Here is a 17,121-nt window from a genome sequence, read left to right as displayed (position 1 = left end):
AGGATCAAGATCAAAAGCAGAGCACGGCGGCCTAGTAGCCGACCTGAGTGGTGTAGATCAAGAGCGGTTCGGCGTGCGCAGTGGGGTGCTTTTCTGTGGGAGCTGGCTTGCCTGCGATACAGGCACCTCGGTACATCAGGCACACCGGGTTGATGCCATCGCAGGCAAGCCAGCTCCCACATTTGGACCGGGTACCGCCTTAAGGCTCAGGTCGGCTGTCAGGCCGCCTCGCTTTGTTTTTGATCTGGCCCTTACATCCTTACCGCTGACGAAGTCAGCGATCTTTTGATCTAGGGCTTTTGATCGTGATCTGAGGCGCCCCGTCAATCACGATGGCCGAACGCAGGCTTGAATCCGTGGGCAACCCGGCAGGACGCCGGGTTAGCCGCGCTGGGCCATGGATGGCCCATCGCGGCGGCCCACGGATTCAAGCCGGAGTGAGGGCACACCGAGCCGGAGGCGAGGTGCCGAGTGATGGGGCGAAGCGTTTTTGGTTACTTTTGGCGCTTTTCCAAAAGTGACCCGCTGTAAGAGCGGAACCAATCCCCGCCGCAACCCAAATAACGGATATGTACCAAAGCCCATGCTCAACCCCAAAAGCGACCCCCACTGTACTGAAAGCGCTACAGCGTAACGATATCACTCCACCCCAAATTTTTGCACGCCATGCAAGGCTTTGATCCACATAGGCTTTTTTTCCCCACCCCAACCGTATCGAAATCGCTACAACCAAAACCACCCCCGTCAAACCCAAAAACACCAAACCATTGATTCATAACGCATTAATAACGTTGGCCGCGATATTGCTAGGCAACTCCCCATTACCCCATCCCGTCCACCAGACGAATCTGGCCCTGAGGAGTTTCCATGAGCGAGTTGCGTTTCACCGAAGATCACGAATGGCTACGCGCCGAAGCCGACGGCAGCATCACCGTAGGCATCACCGCTTTCGCGCAAAACGCACTGGGTGACGTGGTTTTCGTGCAACTGCCGGAGTTGCAGGCCTACGACCAGGGCGCCGAAGCCTCCACCGTGGAATCGGTCAAAGCCGCCAGCGGCGTCTACATGCCGCTGACCGGCGAAGTACTGCAAGTGAACGACAAGCTCAGCGACAGCCCGGAACTGGTCAACGAAGACCCAATGGGCGAAGGCTGGTTCTTCCGCTTTAAACCGGCCGATGCCGAAGCGGTAGCTAAACTGTTGGATCAGGACGCGTACGACCGCCTGATCAAAGCCAACGCTGAAGCCTGAGGAGCGCGCCATGACTGTTAATTTGAGCACCGCCAACGAATTCATCGCCCGCCACATCGGCCCGCGCCAGGAAGATGAGCAGCAAATGCTCACAAGCCTGGGCTTCGACTCCCTGGAAGCCCTGAGCGCCAGCGTGATCCCGGAAAGCATCAAGGGCACCAGCGTACTTGGCCTGGAAGACGGCCTGAGCGAAGCCGAGGCCCTGGCCAGGATCAAGGCCATCGCCGGCAAGAACCAGCTGTTCAAGACCTACATCGGCCAGGGCTACTACAACTGCCACACGCCATCGCCGATCCTGCGCAACCTGCTGGAAAACCCGGCCTGGTACACCGCCTACACCCCGTATCAACCGGAGATTTCCCAAGGCCGCCTGGAAGCGCTGCTGAACTTCCAGACCCTGATCAGCGATCTCACCGGCCTGCCGATCGCCAACGCCTCCTTGCTCGACGAAGCCACCGCCGCCGCCGAAGCCATGACCTTCTGCAAGCGCCTGAGCAAAAACAAGGGCAGTAACGCGTTCTTCGCCTCGATCCACAGCCACCCGCAAACCCTCGACGTACTGCGCACGCGTGCCGAGCCGCTGGGCATCGATGTGGTGGTGGGCGATGAGCGCGAGCTGAGCGATGTGAGTCCGTTCTTCGGCGCCCTGCTGCAATACCCGGCCAGCAACGGTGACGTGTTTGATTACCGTGAGCTGACCGAGCGTTTCCACGCCGCCAATGCACTGGTCGCCGTGGCCGCGGACCTGCTGGCCCTGACCCTGCTGACCCCGCCGGGTGAGTTCGGTGCCGACGTGGCCATCGGCAGCGCGCAACGCTTCGGTGTGCCGCTGGGATTTGGTGGCCCGCACGCGGCGTATTTCTCCACCAAGGATGCGTTCAAGCGTGATATGCCGGGGCGCCTGGTCGGTGTGTCCGTCGACCGTTTCGGCAAGCCAGCCCTGCGCCTGGCCATGCAGACCCGCGAGCAACATATCCGTCGCGAAAAAGCCACGAGCAACATCTGCACCGCCCAAGTGCTGCTGGCCAACATCGCCAGCATGTACGCCGTGTACCACGGCCCCAAGGGCCTGACCCAGATCGCCCAGCGCATTCACCAACTGACCGCGATTCTGGCCAAGGGCTTGACCGCTCTGGGCCTGAACGTCGAACAGGAAAACTTCTTCGACACCCTGACCCTCAACACCGGCGCCAACACCGCCGCCCTGCACGACAAGGCCCGCGCCCAGCGCATCAACCTGCGTGTGGTGGACGCTGAGCGCGTCGGCCTGTCGGTCGATGAAACCACCACCCAGGCCGATATCGAAACCCTGTGGAGCCTCTTTGCCGATGGCAAAGCCCTGCCGGCCTTCGCCGCGACTGAAAGCACCCTGCCCACCGCCCTGCTGCGCCAGTCGCCGATCCTCAGCCACCCGGTGTTCAACCGTTACCACTCCGAAACCGAGCTGATGCGCTACCTGCGCAAGCTGGCCGACAAGGACCTGGCGCTGGACCGCACCATGATCCCGCTGGGCTCGTGCACCATGAAGCTCAATGCCGCCAGCGAAATGATCCCGGTGACCTGGGCCGAATTCGGTGCCCTGCACCCGTTCGCCCCGGCCGAACAAAGCGCCGGCTACCTGCAACTGACCTCCGAGCTGGAAGCCATGCTCTGCGCGGCCACCGGTTATGACGCAATCTCGCTGCAGCCGAACGCCGGTTCCCAGGGTGAGTACGCAGGCCTGCTGGCCATTCGTGCCTATCACCAGAGCCGTGGCGAGGAGCGCCGCGACATCTGCCTGATCCCGTCGTCGGCCCACGGCACCAACCCTGCCACCGCCAACATGGCCGGTATGCGCGTGGTCGTGACCGCCTGCGACGCGCGTGGCAACGTCGATATCGAAGACCTGCGCGCCAAGGCTATCGAGCACCGCGAACACCTCGCCGCGCTGATGATCACCTACCCGTCCACCCACGGCGTGTTCGAAGAAGGTATCCGCGACATCTGCGGGATCATCCACGACAACGGCGGCCAGGTGTACATCGACGGCGCCAACATGAACGCGATGGTCGGCCTGTGCGCACCGGGCAAGTTCGGCGGCGACGTGTCCCACCTGAACCTGCACAAGACCTTCTGCATTCCTCACGGCGGCGGCGGGCCTGGCGTTGGCCCGATTGGTGTGAAGTCGCACCTCACGCCATTCCTGCCGGGCCACGCGGCCATGGAGCGCAAGGAAGGCGCGGTGTGCGCGGCGCCATTCGGCAGCGCGAGCATCCTGCCGATCACCTGGATGTACATCAGCATGATGGGCGGCGCAGGCCTCAAGCGCGCTTCGCAGTTGGCGATCCTGAATGCCAACTACATTTCCCGTCGCCTCGAAGAGCACTACCCCGTGCTGTACACCGGCAGCAACGGCCTGGTGGCGCACGAGTGCATCCTGGACCTGCGCCCGCTGAAGGACAGCAGCGGCATCAGCGTGGACGACGTGGCCAAGCGCCTGATCGACTTCGGCTTCCATGCGCCGACCATGTCGTTCCCGGTGGCCGGCACGCTGATGATCGAGCCGACCGAAAGCGAATCCAAGGAAGAACTGGATCGCTTCTGTGACGCGATGATCACCATCCGCGAAGAAATTCGGGCGGTGGAAAACGGCACCCTGGACAAGGACGACAACCCCCTGAAAAACGCCCCGCACACTGCGGCGGAACTGGTGGGCGAATGGAGCCACCCGTACAGCCGCGAACAGGCGGTGTACCCGGTAGCGTCGTTGATCGAAGGCAAATACTGGCCGCCGGTAGGCCGGGTCGACAACGTGTTTGGCGATCGCAACCTGGTGTGTGCGTGCCCCTCGATTGAGAGCTACGCCTAACCTGACTGAAGAAACGCGGTCAACAATGTGGGAGCGGGCTTGCTCGCGAAAGCGGCGTATCAGTCACCAGATTTATAAATCTGACACACCGTATTCGCGAGCAAGCCCGCTCCCACATTTGGACCGAGTCCGCTTCCAAAATAATAAGAAACCGGAGAACAACCATGTCCCTTAGCGTGTTCGACCTGTTCAAGATTGGCATCGGCCCCTCCAGCTCCCACACCGTTGGCCCGATGCGCGCCGCCGCTCGATTCGTCGAGGGCCTCAAACGTGACAACCTGCTGAGCGCCACCGCCGGCATCAAGGTGGAACTCTATGGCTCGCTGGGCGCCACCGGCAAAGGCCACGGCAGCGACAAGGCCGTGTTGCTGGGCCTGGAAGGCGAACACCCGGACACCGTGAATACCGAAACCGTGGCCGCACGCCTGGCGCAGATGCGCAGCGACGGTCGCTTGAACCTGCTCGGCGAACACAGCATTGCGTTCAATGAAAAAGAACACCTGGCGATGATTCGCAAACCGCTGGCCTACCACCCCAACGGCATGATCTTTCGCGCCTTTGATGCGGCAGGCATTCAGGTTCGCAGCCGCGAGTATTACTCGGTCGGCGGCGGTTTTGTGGTGGATGAAGACGCTGCCGGCGCCGACCGGATCGTCGAAGACACCACGCCCCTGACCTTCCCGTTCAAACACGCCAAGGACCTGCTGGGCCATTGCGCCACCTATGGGCTGTCTATCAGCCAGGTGATGCTGACCAATGAAAGCGCCTGGCGCCCGGAAGCGGAAACCCGTGCCGGCCTGCTGAACATCTGGCAGGTGATGCAAGACTGCGTAGACGCAGGCTGTCGTAACGAAGGGATTTTGCCGGGGGGCTTGAAGGTCAAGCGCCGCGCCGCCGCCCTGCATCGCCAGCTGTGCAAGAACCCGGAGTCAGCCTTGCGCGATCCACTGTCGGTGCTGGACTGGGTCAACCTGTACGCGCTGGCGGTCAACGAAGAAAACGCCAACGGCGGGCGCGTGGTCACCGCGCCCACCAACGGTGCGGCCGGAATTGTGCCGGCGGTGCTGCATTACTACATGCGCTTTATCCCGGGCGCGAACGAGGACGGCGTGGTGCGTTTTCTGCTCACCGCGGCGGCCATCGGCATTTTGTACAAGGAAAACGCCTCGATCTCCGGGGCTGAAGTCGGCTGCCAGGGCGAGGTCGGCGTGGCCTGTTCCATGGCCGCAGGCGCCTTGTGTGAGGTGCTGGGCGGCACGGTTTCCCAGGTGGAGAACGCCGCCGAAATCGGCATGGAACACAACCTCGGCCTGACCTGCGACCCGATTGGCGGGCTGGTGCAGGTGCCCTGCATCGAGCGCAACGCCATGGGTTCGGTCAAGGCGATCAATGCGGTGCGCATGGCTTTGCGCGGCGATGGGCAGCACTTCGTCTCGCTGGACAAGGTCATCCGCACCATGCGCCAGACCGGCGCCGACATGAAAAGCAAATACAAGGAAACCGCCCGTGGCGGTTTGGCGGTCAACATTATCGAGTGCTGACGCCTACAAGCGCGCCAGCACGTTTTTCAGGAGCTGAATATGTCCACCGAAACCCTGTTGAAAACCCCATTGCATGCATTGCACCTCGAGCTGGGCGCACGCATGGTGCCCTTCGCCGGCTACGACATGCCGGTGCAGTACCCGCTCGGCGTGATGAAGGAACACCTGCACACCCGTGAACAGGCCGGGTTGTTCGACGTGTCGCACATGGGCCAGATCCGCCTCACCGGCGCGAATGCCGCCAAGGCCCTGGAAACCCTGGTGCCGGTCGACATCATCGACCTGCCGGTGGGCATGCAGCGCTACGCCATGTTCACCAACGATCAAGGCGGCATCCTCGACGACCTGATGGTGGCCAACCTGGGTAACGACGAACTGTTCCTGGTGGTCAACGCCGCCTGCAAGGACCAGGACCTGGCCCACCTGCGCCAGCATATCGGCGACCAGTGCAGCATCGAGCCGCTGTTCGAAGAACGTGCCCTGCTGGCGCTGCAAGGCCCGGCAGCGGTGAAGGTATTGGCGCGCCTGGCACCGGAAGTCACCCAGATGACGTTCATGCAATTCGCTTCCCTGCGCCTGCTGGGCGTGGACTGCTACGTCAGCCGTTCCGGCTACACCGGCGAAGACGGTTTTGAAATCTCCGTGCCCGCAGCCAGCGCCGAAAGCCTGGCCCGCAGCCTGCTGGCCGAAACCGAAGTGCAAGCCATCGGCCTGGGCGCCCGCGACTCGCTGCGCCTGGAGGCCGGCCTGTGCCTGTACGGCCACGACATGAACACCGAGACCACGCCGATCGAAGCCAGCCTGTTGTGGGCGATTTCCAAGGCCCGCCGCGCCGACGGCGCACGTGCCGGTGGCTTCCCGGGGCGGACCGCATCTTTACCCAACAACAAACTGGCGTGAGCCGCAAGCGCGTTGGCCTGCTGCCTCAAGAGCGTACCCCGGTGCGTGAAGGCGCAGAAATCGTCGATGAACACGGCAGCGTGATCGGCAGCGTGTGCAGCGGTGGCTTTGGCCCGACCTTGGGCGGCCCGCTGGCCATGGCTTACCTGGACAGTGCGTTCATTGCATTGGATACCGAAGTGTCTGCGTTGGTACGTGGGAAAAAGGTGCCACTGCGTGTAAGTAAAATGCCATTTGTACCGCAACGTTACTTCCGTGGCTGATTGGCTGTTTCTATAAGTAACGCGGTTGCGTTAACGTGCACTAATCTGTAACGCAACCGCCATAAAACAGTGCATTGACGATAGTCATTGTTTAAGGAACTCGCCTATAACAAGTGACACTTTCTATCGAATAAGCCAAGCCTTCATTGTTGACCGAAGTGTCATAAAGCCCAGCAAAACCTGGGCTTTGCGCAGGGCTTGTTTTTTCTGTATTAGTTGGCGTAGAGTTTGCCCACTGTGTTTGCATGGGTCGCTTGGAACCTGGACCTGGGCAGTAGCTGAAGTAGTTGTGCTACAACCCGTTCGACGTCTCTTACTTTCCTGCAACCCAGCCCAGTACTCTTTCATGTGAAAGGGACTGTCATTAATTTTTTGCGTCAAAGGAAATAAGAAATGTCGACACGTCAGAGCGGTACCGTCAAGTGGTTTAACGACGAGAAAGGGTTTGGTTTTATCACGCCAGAAAGCGGTCCGGATCTGTTCGTGCATTTCCGCGCTATTCAGGGCAACGGCTTCAAGAGCCTGAAAGAAGGCCAGAAAGTGACGTTCGTTGCTGTGCAAGGCCAGAAAGGCATGCAGGCTGACGAAGTGATCGCAGAAGCCTGATCCCCCTTGCGACAAAAAGCCCCTGATGCTGACATCAGGGGCTTTTTTATGTGCGTTTGCTCGTAAAATGGCTTTTTTATCCAGAGAGCCTGCCATGTCCAAACCCCTGCTGAGCCCCCAAGGCGAATTCCCCGCCGTTGGCCTGGGCCGTCGTCTGGCAGCGATGTTCTATGACTTCCTGTTGTGCACCGCCCTGCTGATCGTCACCGCGTTTATCTACAAGCTGGTGTGGATGGCGTTTATCGGCGAAGCCAAACTGCGCACCCTCACCGAATCCGGCGCGCTGGACGGCGACCCGTTGCTGTCGACGATTTTGTTTGTTGTGCTGTTTGGTTTTTTCGCCAAGTTCTGGACCCATTCCGGGCAAACGCTGGGCATGCAGGTGTGGGGCGTGCGTGTACAAAACGCCGACGGCTCGCGGATCAGCCTGTGGCAGGCGCTGCTGCGCTTTGTGGTGTCGATTGCGTCGTGGTTGTGCGTGGGGCTGGGGTTTATCTGGTCGTTGTTCGACAAGCAGAAACGCAGCTGGCATGACATCTATTCGGACACGCAGCTGGTGCGAATCCCCAAGCAGAAGAAGTAACCACAGACGACACAAAAAAGTGGGAGCGGGCTTGCTCGCGAATGCGGTGGTTCAGTCACCCGATGCATCAACTGACACACCGTATTCGCGAGCAAGCCCGCTCCCACATTTTGGACCGCGTTCCTCCCAGGTCAGGCGTTGCCGGCCAGCTTCAAGCGCGCAGCCTGGGTGAAATCCAGCATGCGCTTGAGCGGCCGCACAGCCTGCGGGATCACCGACGGCTCAACGAATATCTCATTGCTGCCTTCACGCAGGCACTGCAGCGTGCGCTCCAGCGTATTCATCGCCATCCACGGGCAGTGCGCGCAGCTGCGGCACGCCGCGCCGTTACCGGCGGTAGGCGCTTCGACAAAGACCTTGTCCGGGCACAGCTGCTGCATCTTGTAGAAAATGCCGCGATCGGTGGCCACGATGAAGGTCTTGTTCGGCAAACGCTGCGCAGCGGCGATCAGTTGGCTGGTGGAGCCCACCGCATCCGCCAACTCGATCACCGACGTCGGTGATTCCGGGTGCACCAGGATCGCTGCGTCCGGGTACAGCGCCTTCATGTCTTCCAGCTGCTTGGACTTGAACTCCTCATGGACGATGCAGGCACCGTCCCACAGCAGCATGTCGGCACCGGTCTGGCGCTGGATATAGGTGCCCAAGTGCTTGTCAGGGCCCCAGATAATCGTCTCGCCGTTGTCCATCAGGCTTTCGACGATTTCCAGCGCACAACTGGAGGTAACCACCCAGTCGGCGCGCGCCTTGACCGCAGCCGAAGTGTTCGCGTAAACCACCACAGTGCGCTCGGGATGCTGATCGCAGAACGCCGAAAACTCATCCACCGGGCACCCCAGGTCCAGCGAACAGGTGGCTTCCAGGGTCGGCATAAGGATGCGTTTTTCAGGCGTGAGGATTTTCGCGGTCTCGCCCATGAAACGCACACCGGCCACCAGTACGGTCTTGGCCGGGTGGGCAGCGCCGAAGCGGGCCATCTCCAGGGAGTCAGAAACACAGCCGCCGGTCTCTTCGGCCAGAGCCTGAATCACCGGGTCGCAGTAGAAGTGGGCAACCAGCACCGCGTCCTGAGCCTTCAGCTCGGCGGCGATGGCGGCCCGCAGGCTCGCCTCTTCATCGGCGCTGAGGGCTTTGGGCTGCTTGGCGTCGAGGTGGGCTTGAACCAGTAGGCGTTCAGAAATTTGCGTCATGTTCGCAAGACCTGCAGGCGCAGTTGCGCGAAAGTCGAGTGTACCACCGGCTCTGGAGCCCTTTGGGCACCGCCGGACGAAGTGATTGTGTTCATCAAGCACGGTGAAGCTGCGCAAGGCTACAGAATATCGAATCGATTCAAAAGCCTAATCTGGTATTGGCAGGTGCGTCTATCGGGCGAGAAAAACGGGAAACCCTCATCGGGCTTCCCGTGTCCATTGCACACGCCTCTCAGAAACGATGAGTCATTGAGCCGCCGAACCCGTTGGCGCGGTTTTCATGGTTGGCGTCGTAGGTCAGGCCCAGCGCCGGTTGTGCCTGGCGCACGTCGAAGGCCAGGTTGTCCACGGGCGTCCAACCGGCACCCTGGCTGAATACCAACTGCGGGTTGACTTGGTATGCCGCGCCGATAGCGTGAGACCAGGTGTCGCGCCAGTGCTGTTGTTCGGTGATGGAATCCAGGCCTGCCAATTCGCTGGCCAGATCGGACACACCACTGTTGTTGACCGCACTCTTTTTCAACTGGCTCCAGCGGGTGCAGGTGCTACCCACCTACAGGGTCCAGTCATCGGTGAATTGGTGCGTCACGGAAAAGTCCACGGACAATGGCGTGGTGACGTTCAGCTTGTGTCTTTTCTGACCTTTGCCCGAGCGGTATCGACATCAGCGGTAAGTCACTTGGGGGCCGGTAAAAACGTCCCAACGTCAAGAACCGTTACCGTCCGAGCAAGCAGCCAGGGAGCAAGATTATTGCGGGCAAAAAAAAACCCGGAAATCCTCACTTGCGTGGGCCTTCCGGATTTTCTAAACCGCCAAAAATGGTGGGTCGTGTGGGATTCGAACCTACGACCAATTGGTTAAAAGCCAACTGCTCTACCAACTGAGCTAACGACCCGCTGTGTGGTGGCGCGTATAATACTGATTTCTAAGGATTATTCAACACCTTATTTGAAATAAATCAGAAATAACGCGTTGGGTCAGCAATTCCGGCCGCTTGGAAGCCTTCTGCACGCAGTCGGCAGCTGTCGCATTTCCCACAAGCACGGCCGTTATCGTCTGCCTGATAGCAGGAAACAGTCAGCGAATAATCCACGCCAAGTCCTACACCAGCCTTCACGATATCGGCTTTGCTGAGGTTCTGCAGCGGCGCCAGGATGCGAAAGCCCTGCCCCTCTACACCGGCCTTGGTCGCCAGGTTGGCCATGCGCTCGAACGACTCGACGAACTCCGGGCGGCAGTCCGGGTAGCCGGAATAGTCCACCGCATTCACGCCGATAAAGATGTCGCGCGCGTTCAGTACTTCCGCCCAACCCAAGGCCAGCGACAGGAACACCGTGTTACGGGCCGGCACGTAGGTCACCGGAATGCCTTCGCTCGGTGCTTCCGGCACATCGATGCTGCTGTCGGTCAGCGCCGAGCCGCCGATGCCGTTGAGGTTCAGGCCAATCACTTTGTGTTCGGCGACGCCCATGTCACGCGCTACCCGGGCAGCGGCGTTCAGCTCGGCGCGATGGCGCTGGCCGTAATCGAAGCTCATGGTGTAGCAGGTGTAACCGTCAGCCTGCGCCATCGCCACCACAGTGGCGGAATCCAGGCCACCGGACAGCAGGATTACAGCGCGTTTTTGCTCAAGTGTTTGTTCAGTCATATCAGCGTCCCGGCTCGTCGTTCCAAAGGTATTTATGCAGCTGCAATTGCAGGCGTACTGGCAGGTTATCAGCCACCACCCAGTCAGCGAGGTCACGTGCATTCAGGTCGTGGTGGCTTGGGGAGAACAGCACCTCACCCGCGCGACGGTCCAGGCCATACTGGATCAACTTGGAGTTCGCCCAGTCGTAATCTTCACGGGAGCAGATGACGAACTTGACCTGATCGTTGGCCGTCAGCAGGTCGATGTTCTCATAGCGGTTGCGATGCGCTTCCTTGGAGCCCGGGGTCTTGAGGTCGACCACTCGGCTCACACGCGGGTCCACTGCAGATATGTCCAGGGCGCCGCTGGTTTCCAGGGACACCTCATAACCGGCATCGCACAACTGCTTGAGCAAGGGATGGCGTTGGGTTGCGCCAGGGGCTCGCCGCCTGTCACACAGACGTAGCGCGGCCGGTAACCGGCAACCTGCTCGAGGATGTCTTCGAGGGTGCGCACAGTGCCGCCACTGAAGGCGTAAGCGCTGTCGCAGTACTGGCAACGCAAAGGGCAGCCGGTCAGGCGCACAAATACGGTGGGCAGGCCAGCGGTTCGCGTTTCACCCTGCAACGAGTAAAAAACTTCGGTGATACGTAATGTGTCTTGCATAGTCGCCACGGGCGTAACAGCTAAACAGGCTGTCCGCCTCCGTCAGGCACTTCAAGGAACCCCGCCAACGCGTAGGCCCCAAAAAGCGTGTTTCATAAAAGGGCGTGGATTCTAACGAAAAAACCCGCGCCAGGCGCGGGTTTCTTCTAAACGGGCGGCAGCGCTTACAAGCGCTGCAGATCCCGTTGAGCCAACTGGGCAGCGGAAGTCCCAGGATACTGGGCAACAACCTGCTGCAGAATGCCTTTGACCTTGTCGGTATGACCCAGGCGGCGCTCTACGTCAGCGAGTTTGTACAGCGAATCAGGCACCTTGGCGTGCTTTGGGTACAGCTGGCTGACCTTGGCAAATGCCTGGCCTGCCCCCTGCAGATCACCCTTGGCCAGGTTGACCTCGCCCAACCAGTATTGGGCATTGCCCGCGTATTGGCTGTTCGGGTATTTGCGCAGGAAAGCGGTAAATGCCTGGCTGGCCTTATCGAAATCCTTGGCTTTGATCAGGTCGAAAGCTGCATCGTAATACAGCTTTTCTTTGGCCGGATCACCCGGTTCGCTGCTCGCGGCAGGGGCTTGGCTGGCAGCGGCCCCTGCTGCTGCACCACCGGCGGCGGCACTTGGCGCGCCACCGGCAGAAGAATTATCAGGAGTGGCGGCAGGTGTAACGCCGGCTCCAATGCGTCGATCAAGATCCTGGTAACGCTCCAGACCTTCTTGCTTCAGCTGGTTCACTTGGTTCTGCAGAACTTCAATCGTGCCTTGTTGCTGCGACAATTGATCCTGCATGCGTTGCAGCTGGTTGAACAGTTCGCCCTGTGCGGAGGGGGCGGACGTAGCCGCCCCCCAGCATAGGCGCCGTTCGTGCCATAACCTGCTGGCGGATAACTGCTCCCGCTATTGTTATAGCCAGAGTTGCTATCTTCCACAGGAACCGCAGCCCACACCGCAAGCGGTGCGAAGCTGAGAGCCAATACAGTTAGAGCACGACGGCACGTTCGCATGACGAATTACTTACGCAGTTCGACGCGACGGTTTTGAGCCCAGGACTGCTCGTCGTGGCCAGTAGCAACTGGACGCTCTTTACCGTAGGAAACCAGTTCCAGTTGGCCTGGAGCAACACCTTGCAGTACCAGGTAGCGCTGAACGGCTTTCGCACGACGCTCGCCCAGTGCCATGTTGTACTCACGAGTACCACGTTCGTCGGTGTTACCTTCCAGAACAACGCGAGCGCCGTTAGCTTTCAGGTCCTTCGCGTGAACGTCCAGAGCGCGCATGGCTTCTGGTTTCAGGTCCGAACTGTCGTATTCGAAGTAGAAAGTGGTGATAGCGCGCAGAGCAGCTTCTTCGCTCAGGGAGCCGTCAACTGCACCAGTGTTAGCGCCGTAACCAGCGTTTGGATCAACAGCTGCGCCTTCACCGGCATTGTCGCCGCCTTTAGACGAGCAACCAACGGCTACGGACAGAGCCAGAGCCAGAGCAGCAAACTTACCAAACTTCAGCATTTCCATCGTGAAACTCCTAATGAACCCCAGTGTGTTAAGTACTTCTTTTTGTAGCGCCGCGTCAGTTCAGGTAAGGGGACCAGGACGGTTCTCTGACTTCGCCTTGAGCGGTAGGAAGCGGGAGCCTTACGCGTCCATTAATGGACACGAGCATCAAGACTCCCCGGCCCTGCTGGCGGGTGGCGTAGATTACCATGGTGCCGTTGGGCGCAACAGTAGCTGACTCATCAAGGTTGGTATCTGTGAGGATTTTTACCGTTCCACGCTGCAAATCCTGGGCCGCAACCCGGAAATTAGTGAAACCATCCTGACGGTGAATCATCACCAACGTCTTTTCATCAGCCGAAAGCTTCGGATTGGCGTTGTAGTTACCAATAAAGGTCACTCGTTCCGCGCTGCCGCCGTTCACATTTGCCTTGTAGACCTGAGGCTTGCCGCCACGGTCGGAGGTGAAGTAGATGGTCGAACCATCTTTACCCCAGAACGGTTCGGTGTTGATGCCCGGGCCGCTGGTAACACGGCTGATCTGGCGCGAAGCCATGTTCATCACGTAGATATCCGGGTTGCCGTCCTTGGACAGCACGAACGCCAGGCGCGAACCATCCGGCGACCAGGCCGGTGCACCGTTGAGGCCTTCGAAGTTGGTGATCTGCTCACGACGGCCAGTATCGATGTGCTGGACGAAAATGCGCGCACGACGCTGTTCGAAAGACACGTAGGCAATACGCTTGCCGTCCGGCGCGAAGCGCGGCGACAGGATTGGCTCACGCGATTGCAGCAGGGTCACGGCGCGTGCACCGTCATAGTCCGAGCGCTGCAAAGTGTAACGAGTGTTGTCTACAGAGAAGCGTTCAGCCGTTACATACAGCAGACGCGTCGAGAAAGCCCCCTTGATACCGGTGAGCTTTTCAAACGACTGGTCCGAAATGTAGTGGGCCATGTCCCGCAGTTGTTCGGCGGTGCCCGATACGCTGCCGGTCAATACCTGCTGCTCGGTGGCCACGTTGAACAACGTGTACTGGATCTGCAGGCGACCGCCGGCCGGCGTGATATTGCCGACCATCAGGTATTGCGCACCAACGGCTTTCCAGTCACGGAACACAACTTCGCTGGCCTGGTTCGGCTGGCTGATCATGTTGCCTTTCGGAATCGGTGCGTAGTAACCGGAGTTGCGCAGGTCATCGCTGACGATCTGGGCCATGTCGTCCGGCAGCACGCTGCCGCCCTGCCAGCCGAACGGTACTACCGCGATCGGGGTGGCCCGATCGCTACCGCTGGTGACCAGGATGTTCTTTTCATCCGCCGCCGCTATCCCTGCCATACAGCAAATAACGACAAGCATTCCTCGAAGAAGGTTTCTCACAAGGCTAGATCCTCAGGTGTGAATGTCATCTTGAATGAACGATAGGGAGCGAAGTCGCTTGGTTTCATTCCCTGCATCTCGGTCAACCGGCCAATGTTCTTGACTGCGGCAACCGCCGAACTGTCGAACGAGCCGTCACCACTGGACTTGGCCACGCTGACCGAAGTCACCGTGCCGTCCGGCAACATGCCGATCTGCAGCACTACTGTCATGCCTTTGCGTGCCGAAGGTGGACGTGTCCAGCCTTCTGCTGCCCGTGCCCGAATCAGGTCGTCGAAACTGCCCGCGACTTCATCGCCACGCTCATCGGCCAAGGCTTGCTGACGTTGCGGCGTGTCGGAAAGCAAATCTGCCAAGGCCTGGGCCTTTTTCTCTTCGGCGGATTTACGTGCTGCTTCCTGGGCCTTTTTCTTGGTGGCGTCGGCGGCAGCTTTCTTCTTCGCATCATCGGCGATTTTTTTCTTCGCCTCGTCTGCTTCAGCTTTTTTCTTGGCGTCTTCGGCGGCTTTCTTCTTCGCGTCTTCGACTATCTTTTTCTTGGCGTCTTCAGCGGCCTTTTTCTTGGCCTCTTCTTCGGCAGCTTTTTTCGCTTCGTCTTCGGCTTTCTTCTTGGCTATATCAGCCAATTGTTTCTCTTCGGCTTTTTTGGCATCGGCAGCTTTCTCGGCTTTTTTGGCTTCATCAGCCTTTTTCGCCTCGTCGGCCTTCTTCGCTTCGTCAGCCTTTTTCGATTCCTCGGCCTTTTGAGCCGCCTCTTCTTTCTTTTGTTCCGCAGCAGCCTTCACCGCTTCCTGCTCGACCTTCTTCTGTTCCATCTGCTCGACTTCAGTCTGGCGCGCAGCCGACTTCTGGGCCTCACCCGCAATCTTCTGATTGGTCTGGGTGGTGGCCTGGCTTTTCGATTTCAGCTGATACAGGGTCGCCTGCACGATCGGCTTGGCTGGCGGCAGGTCCGGGGTCATGGCAAAGCTGACGAACAGCATGCCAAACACCAGGACGTGCAGGGCAATTGCCCAGACGCTAGGCCAGAAGAAGCTTTCCGAGGCGGACGGCTCTCGCTGTTGCTGCATCAGGGCGCCTCGGTAATCAAGCCAACGTTACCGACGCCGGCTTTCTGCAGCCCGCCCATGGCGCCCATCACAGAGCCATAGTCGACAGACTTGTCGCCGCGGATGAACACCTGGGTGTGCTTGCCGCCTTCGTTGCCGGAGCGAATGATCTTGGTCACCGCATCGGTCATCGCCGGCAAGGTCAGGGCCTTGTCTTGCTGTTTCTGAGTGTCGACTTCGCTGCCAAGGTTCCAGTAATAGGTCTTGTCAGACTTGATCGAAATGGTCAGGACCTGTGTGTTGTTGTCTTGCGGCAAGGCTTCACTGGAAACCTTGGGCAGATCAACCTTCACGCCCTGGTTGAGCATCGGCGCGGTCACCATGAAGATGACCAGCAGTACCAGCATCACGTCGATGTAGGGCACTACGTTCATCTCGGCGACCGGCTTGCGCTTTTTGCGAGCTCGAGCGATTAAAGCCATTGGGAATTACCTGCTTATTCTTCGCTGGTGTGCACTTTACGGTGCAGGATCGCCTGGAATTCATCGGCGAAGGTGTAGTAACGGCCGATCAAGGTTTCGCTGGTGGCGGCAAAACGGTTGTAGGCGATTACTGCGGGGATAGCGGCAAACAGGCCGATCGCTGTGGCGATCAGGGCTTCGGCGATACCCGGGGCCACGGTGGCCAGGGTCGCTTGCTGGGCCTGGGCCAGGCCACGGAAGGAGTTCATGATCCCCCACACGGTACCGAACAGACCGATGTACGGGCTCACGGAACCTACGGTCGCGAGGAACGGCAAGCTTTGCTCAAGCTTCTCTTCTTCGCGGGAGATGGCCACGCGCATGGCACGGGCCACACCTTCCATCACGGCTTCCGGGTCAACGCCCGGCTGCTGGCGCAGGCGCGAGAATTCCTTGAAGCCTGCGCGGAAGATCTGCTCGACGCCCGAATCCGGGTCCGGGTTGCTGCCGGCCTGGCGGTACAGTTTGGACAGGTCGATACCCGACCAGAAGCGCTCTTCAAAGCTCTCCAGGGCACGTCGACCGGCGCGCAGCAGGTTGCTGCGCTGAAAAATCATGACCCAAGAGGTAACCGATGCGGCTACCAGGGTCAGCATGACCAGTTGAACCACAACACTGGCATTGCTGACCAGGCTCCACATGGAGGAATGGTCGACGACGGTAGGTTCCACGCTAAATCTCCTGCTTTGATTGTTTACCCGCGCCGCTCTCGGCGGCAAAGGCCGCACGTAGAGTTTCGGGAATGGCCCGAGGTTTCAAACTGTTGGTGCGCACACAGGCCACCAGGAACTGCCCCTCACAGAGCAGCGTTGCATCCGTTGCCCGCCTGACCTGCTGCTTGAAACGCAGGCTGACACGGTTCAATTCGATCACTTGCGCACTGACCAACAGCTCATCGTCCAACCGCGCCGGCGCGTGATAGCGAGCCTCGCTGGAATGCACGACAAACAACAGGTCCTCCCCTGCCAGCTCGGATTGGGCAAAGCCCAGCTCCCGTAGCCGCTCGGTTCGAGCCCGCTCCATGAACTTTAGGTAATTGACGTAATACACGATGCCGCCGGCATCGGTGTCCTCGTAATAAACGCGACAGCGATGTGCGAACGACTGATCCCCGTTTTGCGCGCGCATACTCTAGTGCTTACTCCTCAGGTTGCCAATCCGGCTGGGCAACTGTTTTTGCGTTAGCTGAATCATTTCCAGTGACTGAATGA

The 17,121-nt window shown here is 59.6% G+C and carries 14 protein-coding genes, 1 tRNA gene and 3 pseudogenes; 6 read left to right on the top strand and 12 right to left on the bottom strand.

Features of this window, described 5'->3' with window-relative positions:
• The first annotated feature begins 867 nt into the window (after positions 1-867).
• The 6 genes and pseudogenes from gcvH to LRS56_01570 all read left to right on the top strand — a co-directional run bounded on the left by gcvH (position 868) and on the right by LRS56_01570 (position 7,992).
• Positions 868-1,251, top strand: a complete 384-nt coding sequence (gene gcvH / locus LRS56_01595; GenBank protein WDU63300.1) for a glycine cleavage system protein GcvH — start codon at positions 868-870, stop codon at positions 1,249-1,251.
• Positions 1,252-1,261: 10 nt separating this feature from the next.
• Complete coding sequence (gcvP, locus tag LRS56_01590) at positions 1,262-4,099, top strand: aminomethyl-transferring glycine dehydrogenase (GenBank protein WDU63299.1); 2,838 nt, start codon at positions 1,262-1,264, stop codon at positions 4,097-4,099.
• A gap of 164 nt (positions 4,100-4,263) precedes the next feature.
• On the top strand, positions 4,264-5,640 hold the full coding sequence (locus LRS56_01585; protein ID WDU63298.1) for an L-serine ammonia-lyase: 1,377 nt from the start codon (positions 4,264-4,266) through the stop codon (positions 5,638-5,640).
• A gap of 39 nt (positions 5,641-5,679) precedes the next feature.
• Positions 5,680-6,803, top strand: a pseudogene (gene gcvT / locus LRS56_01580) (glycine cleavage system aminomethyltransferase GcvT).
• A 393-nt stretch (positions 6,804-7,196) separates the two neighbouring features.
• The gene (locus LRS56_01575) at positions 7,197-7,409 is read left to right on the top strand and encodes a cold-shock protein (GenBank protein WDU63297.1); all 213 of its coding nucleotides are present in this window, start codon (positions 7,197-7,199) and stop codon (positions 7,407-7,409) included.
• Between the two features lie 94 nt (positions 7,410-7,503).
• Positions 7,504-7,992: an RDD family protein gene (locus LRS56_01570; protein ID WDU63296.1), complete on the top strand. Its 489-nt coding sequence runs from the start codon at positions 7,504-7,506 to the stop codon at positions 7,990-7,992.
• 131 nt (positions 7,993-8,123) lie between these two features.
• Here LRS56_01570 and nadA read toward each other — a convergent pair whose 3' ends face one another.
• The 12 genes and pseudogenes from nadA to ybgC all read right to left on the bottom strand — a co-directional run bounded on the left by nadA (position 8,124) and on the right by ybgC (position 17,038).
• Entirely contained in the window at positions 8,124-9,182 is a 1,059-nt protein-coding gene (gene nadA / locus LRS56_01565) for a quinolinate synthase NadA (protein ID WDU63295.1), read from the bottom strand.
• A 232-nt stretch (positions 9,183-9,414) separates the two neighbouring features.
• Positions 9,415-9,735 carry an outer membrane protein transport protein gene (locus tag LRS56_01560; GenBank protein WDU63294.1) on the bottom strand — a complete coding sequence of 107 codons (321 nt, stop codon included), beginning with the start codon at positions 9,733-9,735 and terminating at the stop codon, positions 9,415-9,417.
• A gap of 267 nt (positions 9,736-10,002) precedes the next feature.
• A tRNA-Lys gene (locus tag LRS56_01555) sits at positions 10,003-10,078 on the bottom strand.
• Positions 10,079-10,141: 63 nt separating this feature from the next.
• Positions 10,142-10,831 carry a 7-cyano-7-deazaguanine synthase QueC gene (gene queC / locus LRS56_01550; GenBank protein WDU63293.1) on the bottom strand — a complete coding sequence of 230 codons (690 nt, stop codon included), beginning with the start codon at positions 10,829-10,831 and terminating at the stop codon, positions 10,142-10,144.
• 1 nt (position 10,832) lies between these two features.
• Positions 10,833-11,479: pseudogene (gene queE / locus LRS56_01545) on the bottom strand (7-carboxy-7-deazaguanine synthase QueE).
• A gap of 164 nt (positions 11,480-11,643) precedes the next feature.
• Positions 11,644-12,476, bottom strand: a pseudogene (ybgF, locus tag LRS56_01540) (tol-pal system protein YbgF).
• A 6-nt stretch (positions 12,477-12,482) separates the two neighbouring features.
• Positions 12,483-12,983 (bottom strand): peptidoglycan-associated lipoprotein Pal, encoded by a 501-nt coding sequence (gene pal, locus LRS56_01535; protein WDU63292.1) that lies wholly within the window; start codon positions 12,981-12,983, stop codon positions 12,483-12,485.
• 55 nt (positions 12,984-13,038) lie between these two features.
• The gene (gene tolB, locus LRS56_01530) at positions 13,039-14,319 is read right to left on the bottom strand and encodes a Tol-Pal system beta propeller repeat protein TolB (GenBank protein WDU63291.1); all 1,281 of its coding nucleotides are present in this window, start codon (positions 14,317-14,319) and stop codon (positions 13,039-13,041) included.
• A 17-nt stretch (positions 14,320-14,336) separates the two neighbouring features.
• Positions 14,337-15,410: a cell envelope integrity protein TolA gene (gene tolA / locus LRS56_01525; GenBank protein WDU63290.1), complete on the bottom strand. Its 1,074-nt coding sequence runs from the start codon at positions 15,408-15,410 to the stop codon at positions 14,337-14,339.
• Complete coding sequence (gene tolR, locus LRS56_01520) at positions 15,410-15,862, bottom strand: protein TolR (GenBank protein ID WDU65674.1); 453 nt, start codon at positions 15,860-15,862, stop codon at positions 15,410-15,412. The genes tolA and tolR overlap by 1 nt, the downstream gene beginning before the upstream one ends.
• A 23-nt stretch (positions 15,863-15,885) precedes the next feature.
• Positions 15,886-16,581, bottom strand: a complete 696-nt coding sequence (gene tolQ, locus LRS56_01515; protein ID WDU63289.1) for a protein TolQ — start codon at positions 16,579-16,581, stop codon at positions 15,886-15,888.
• A gap of 1 nt (position 16,582) precedes the next feature.
• Positions 16,583-17,038 carry a tol-pal system-associated acyl-CoA thioesterase gene (gene ybgC, locus LRS56_01510; GenBank protein ID WDU63288.1) on the bottom strand — a complete coding sequence of 152 codons (456 nt, stop codon included), beginning with the start codon at positions 17,036-17,038 and terminating at the stop codon, positions 16,583-16,585.
• Positions 17,039-17,121: the final 83 nt, after the last annotated feature.

Origin of the sequence: Pseudomonas poae (assembly GCA_028869255.1) — a bacterium.
GTDB classification, from domain to species: Bacteria; Pseudomonadota; Gammaproteobacteria; order Pseudomonadales; family Pseudomonadaceae; genus Aquipseudomonas; species Aquipseudomonas poae_C.
This window is presented reverse-complemented; position numbering and strand designations above follow the sequence as displayed.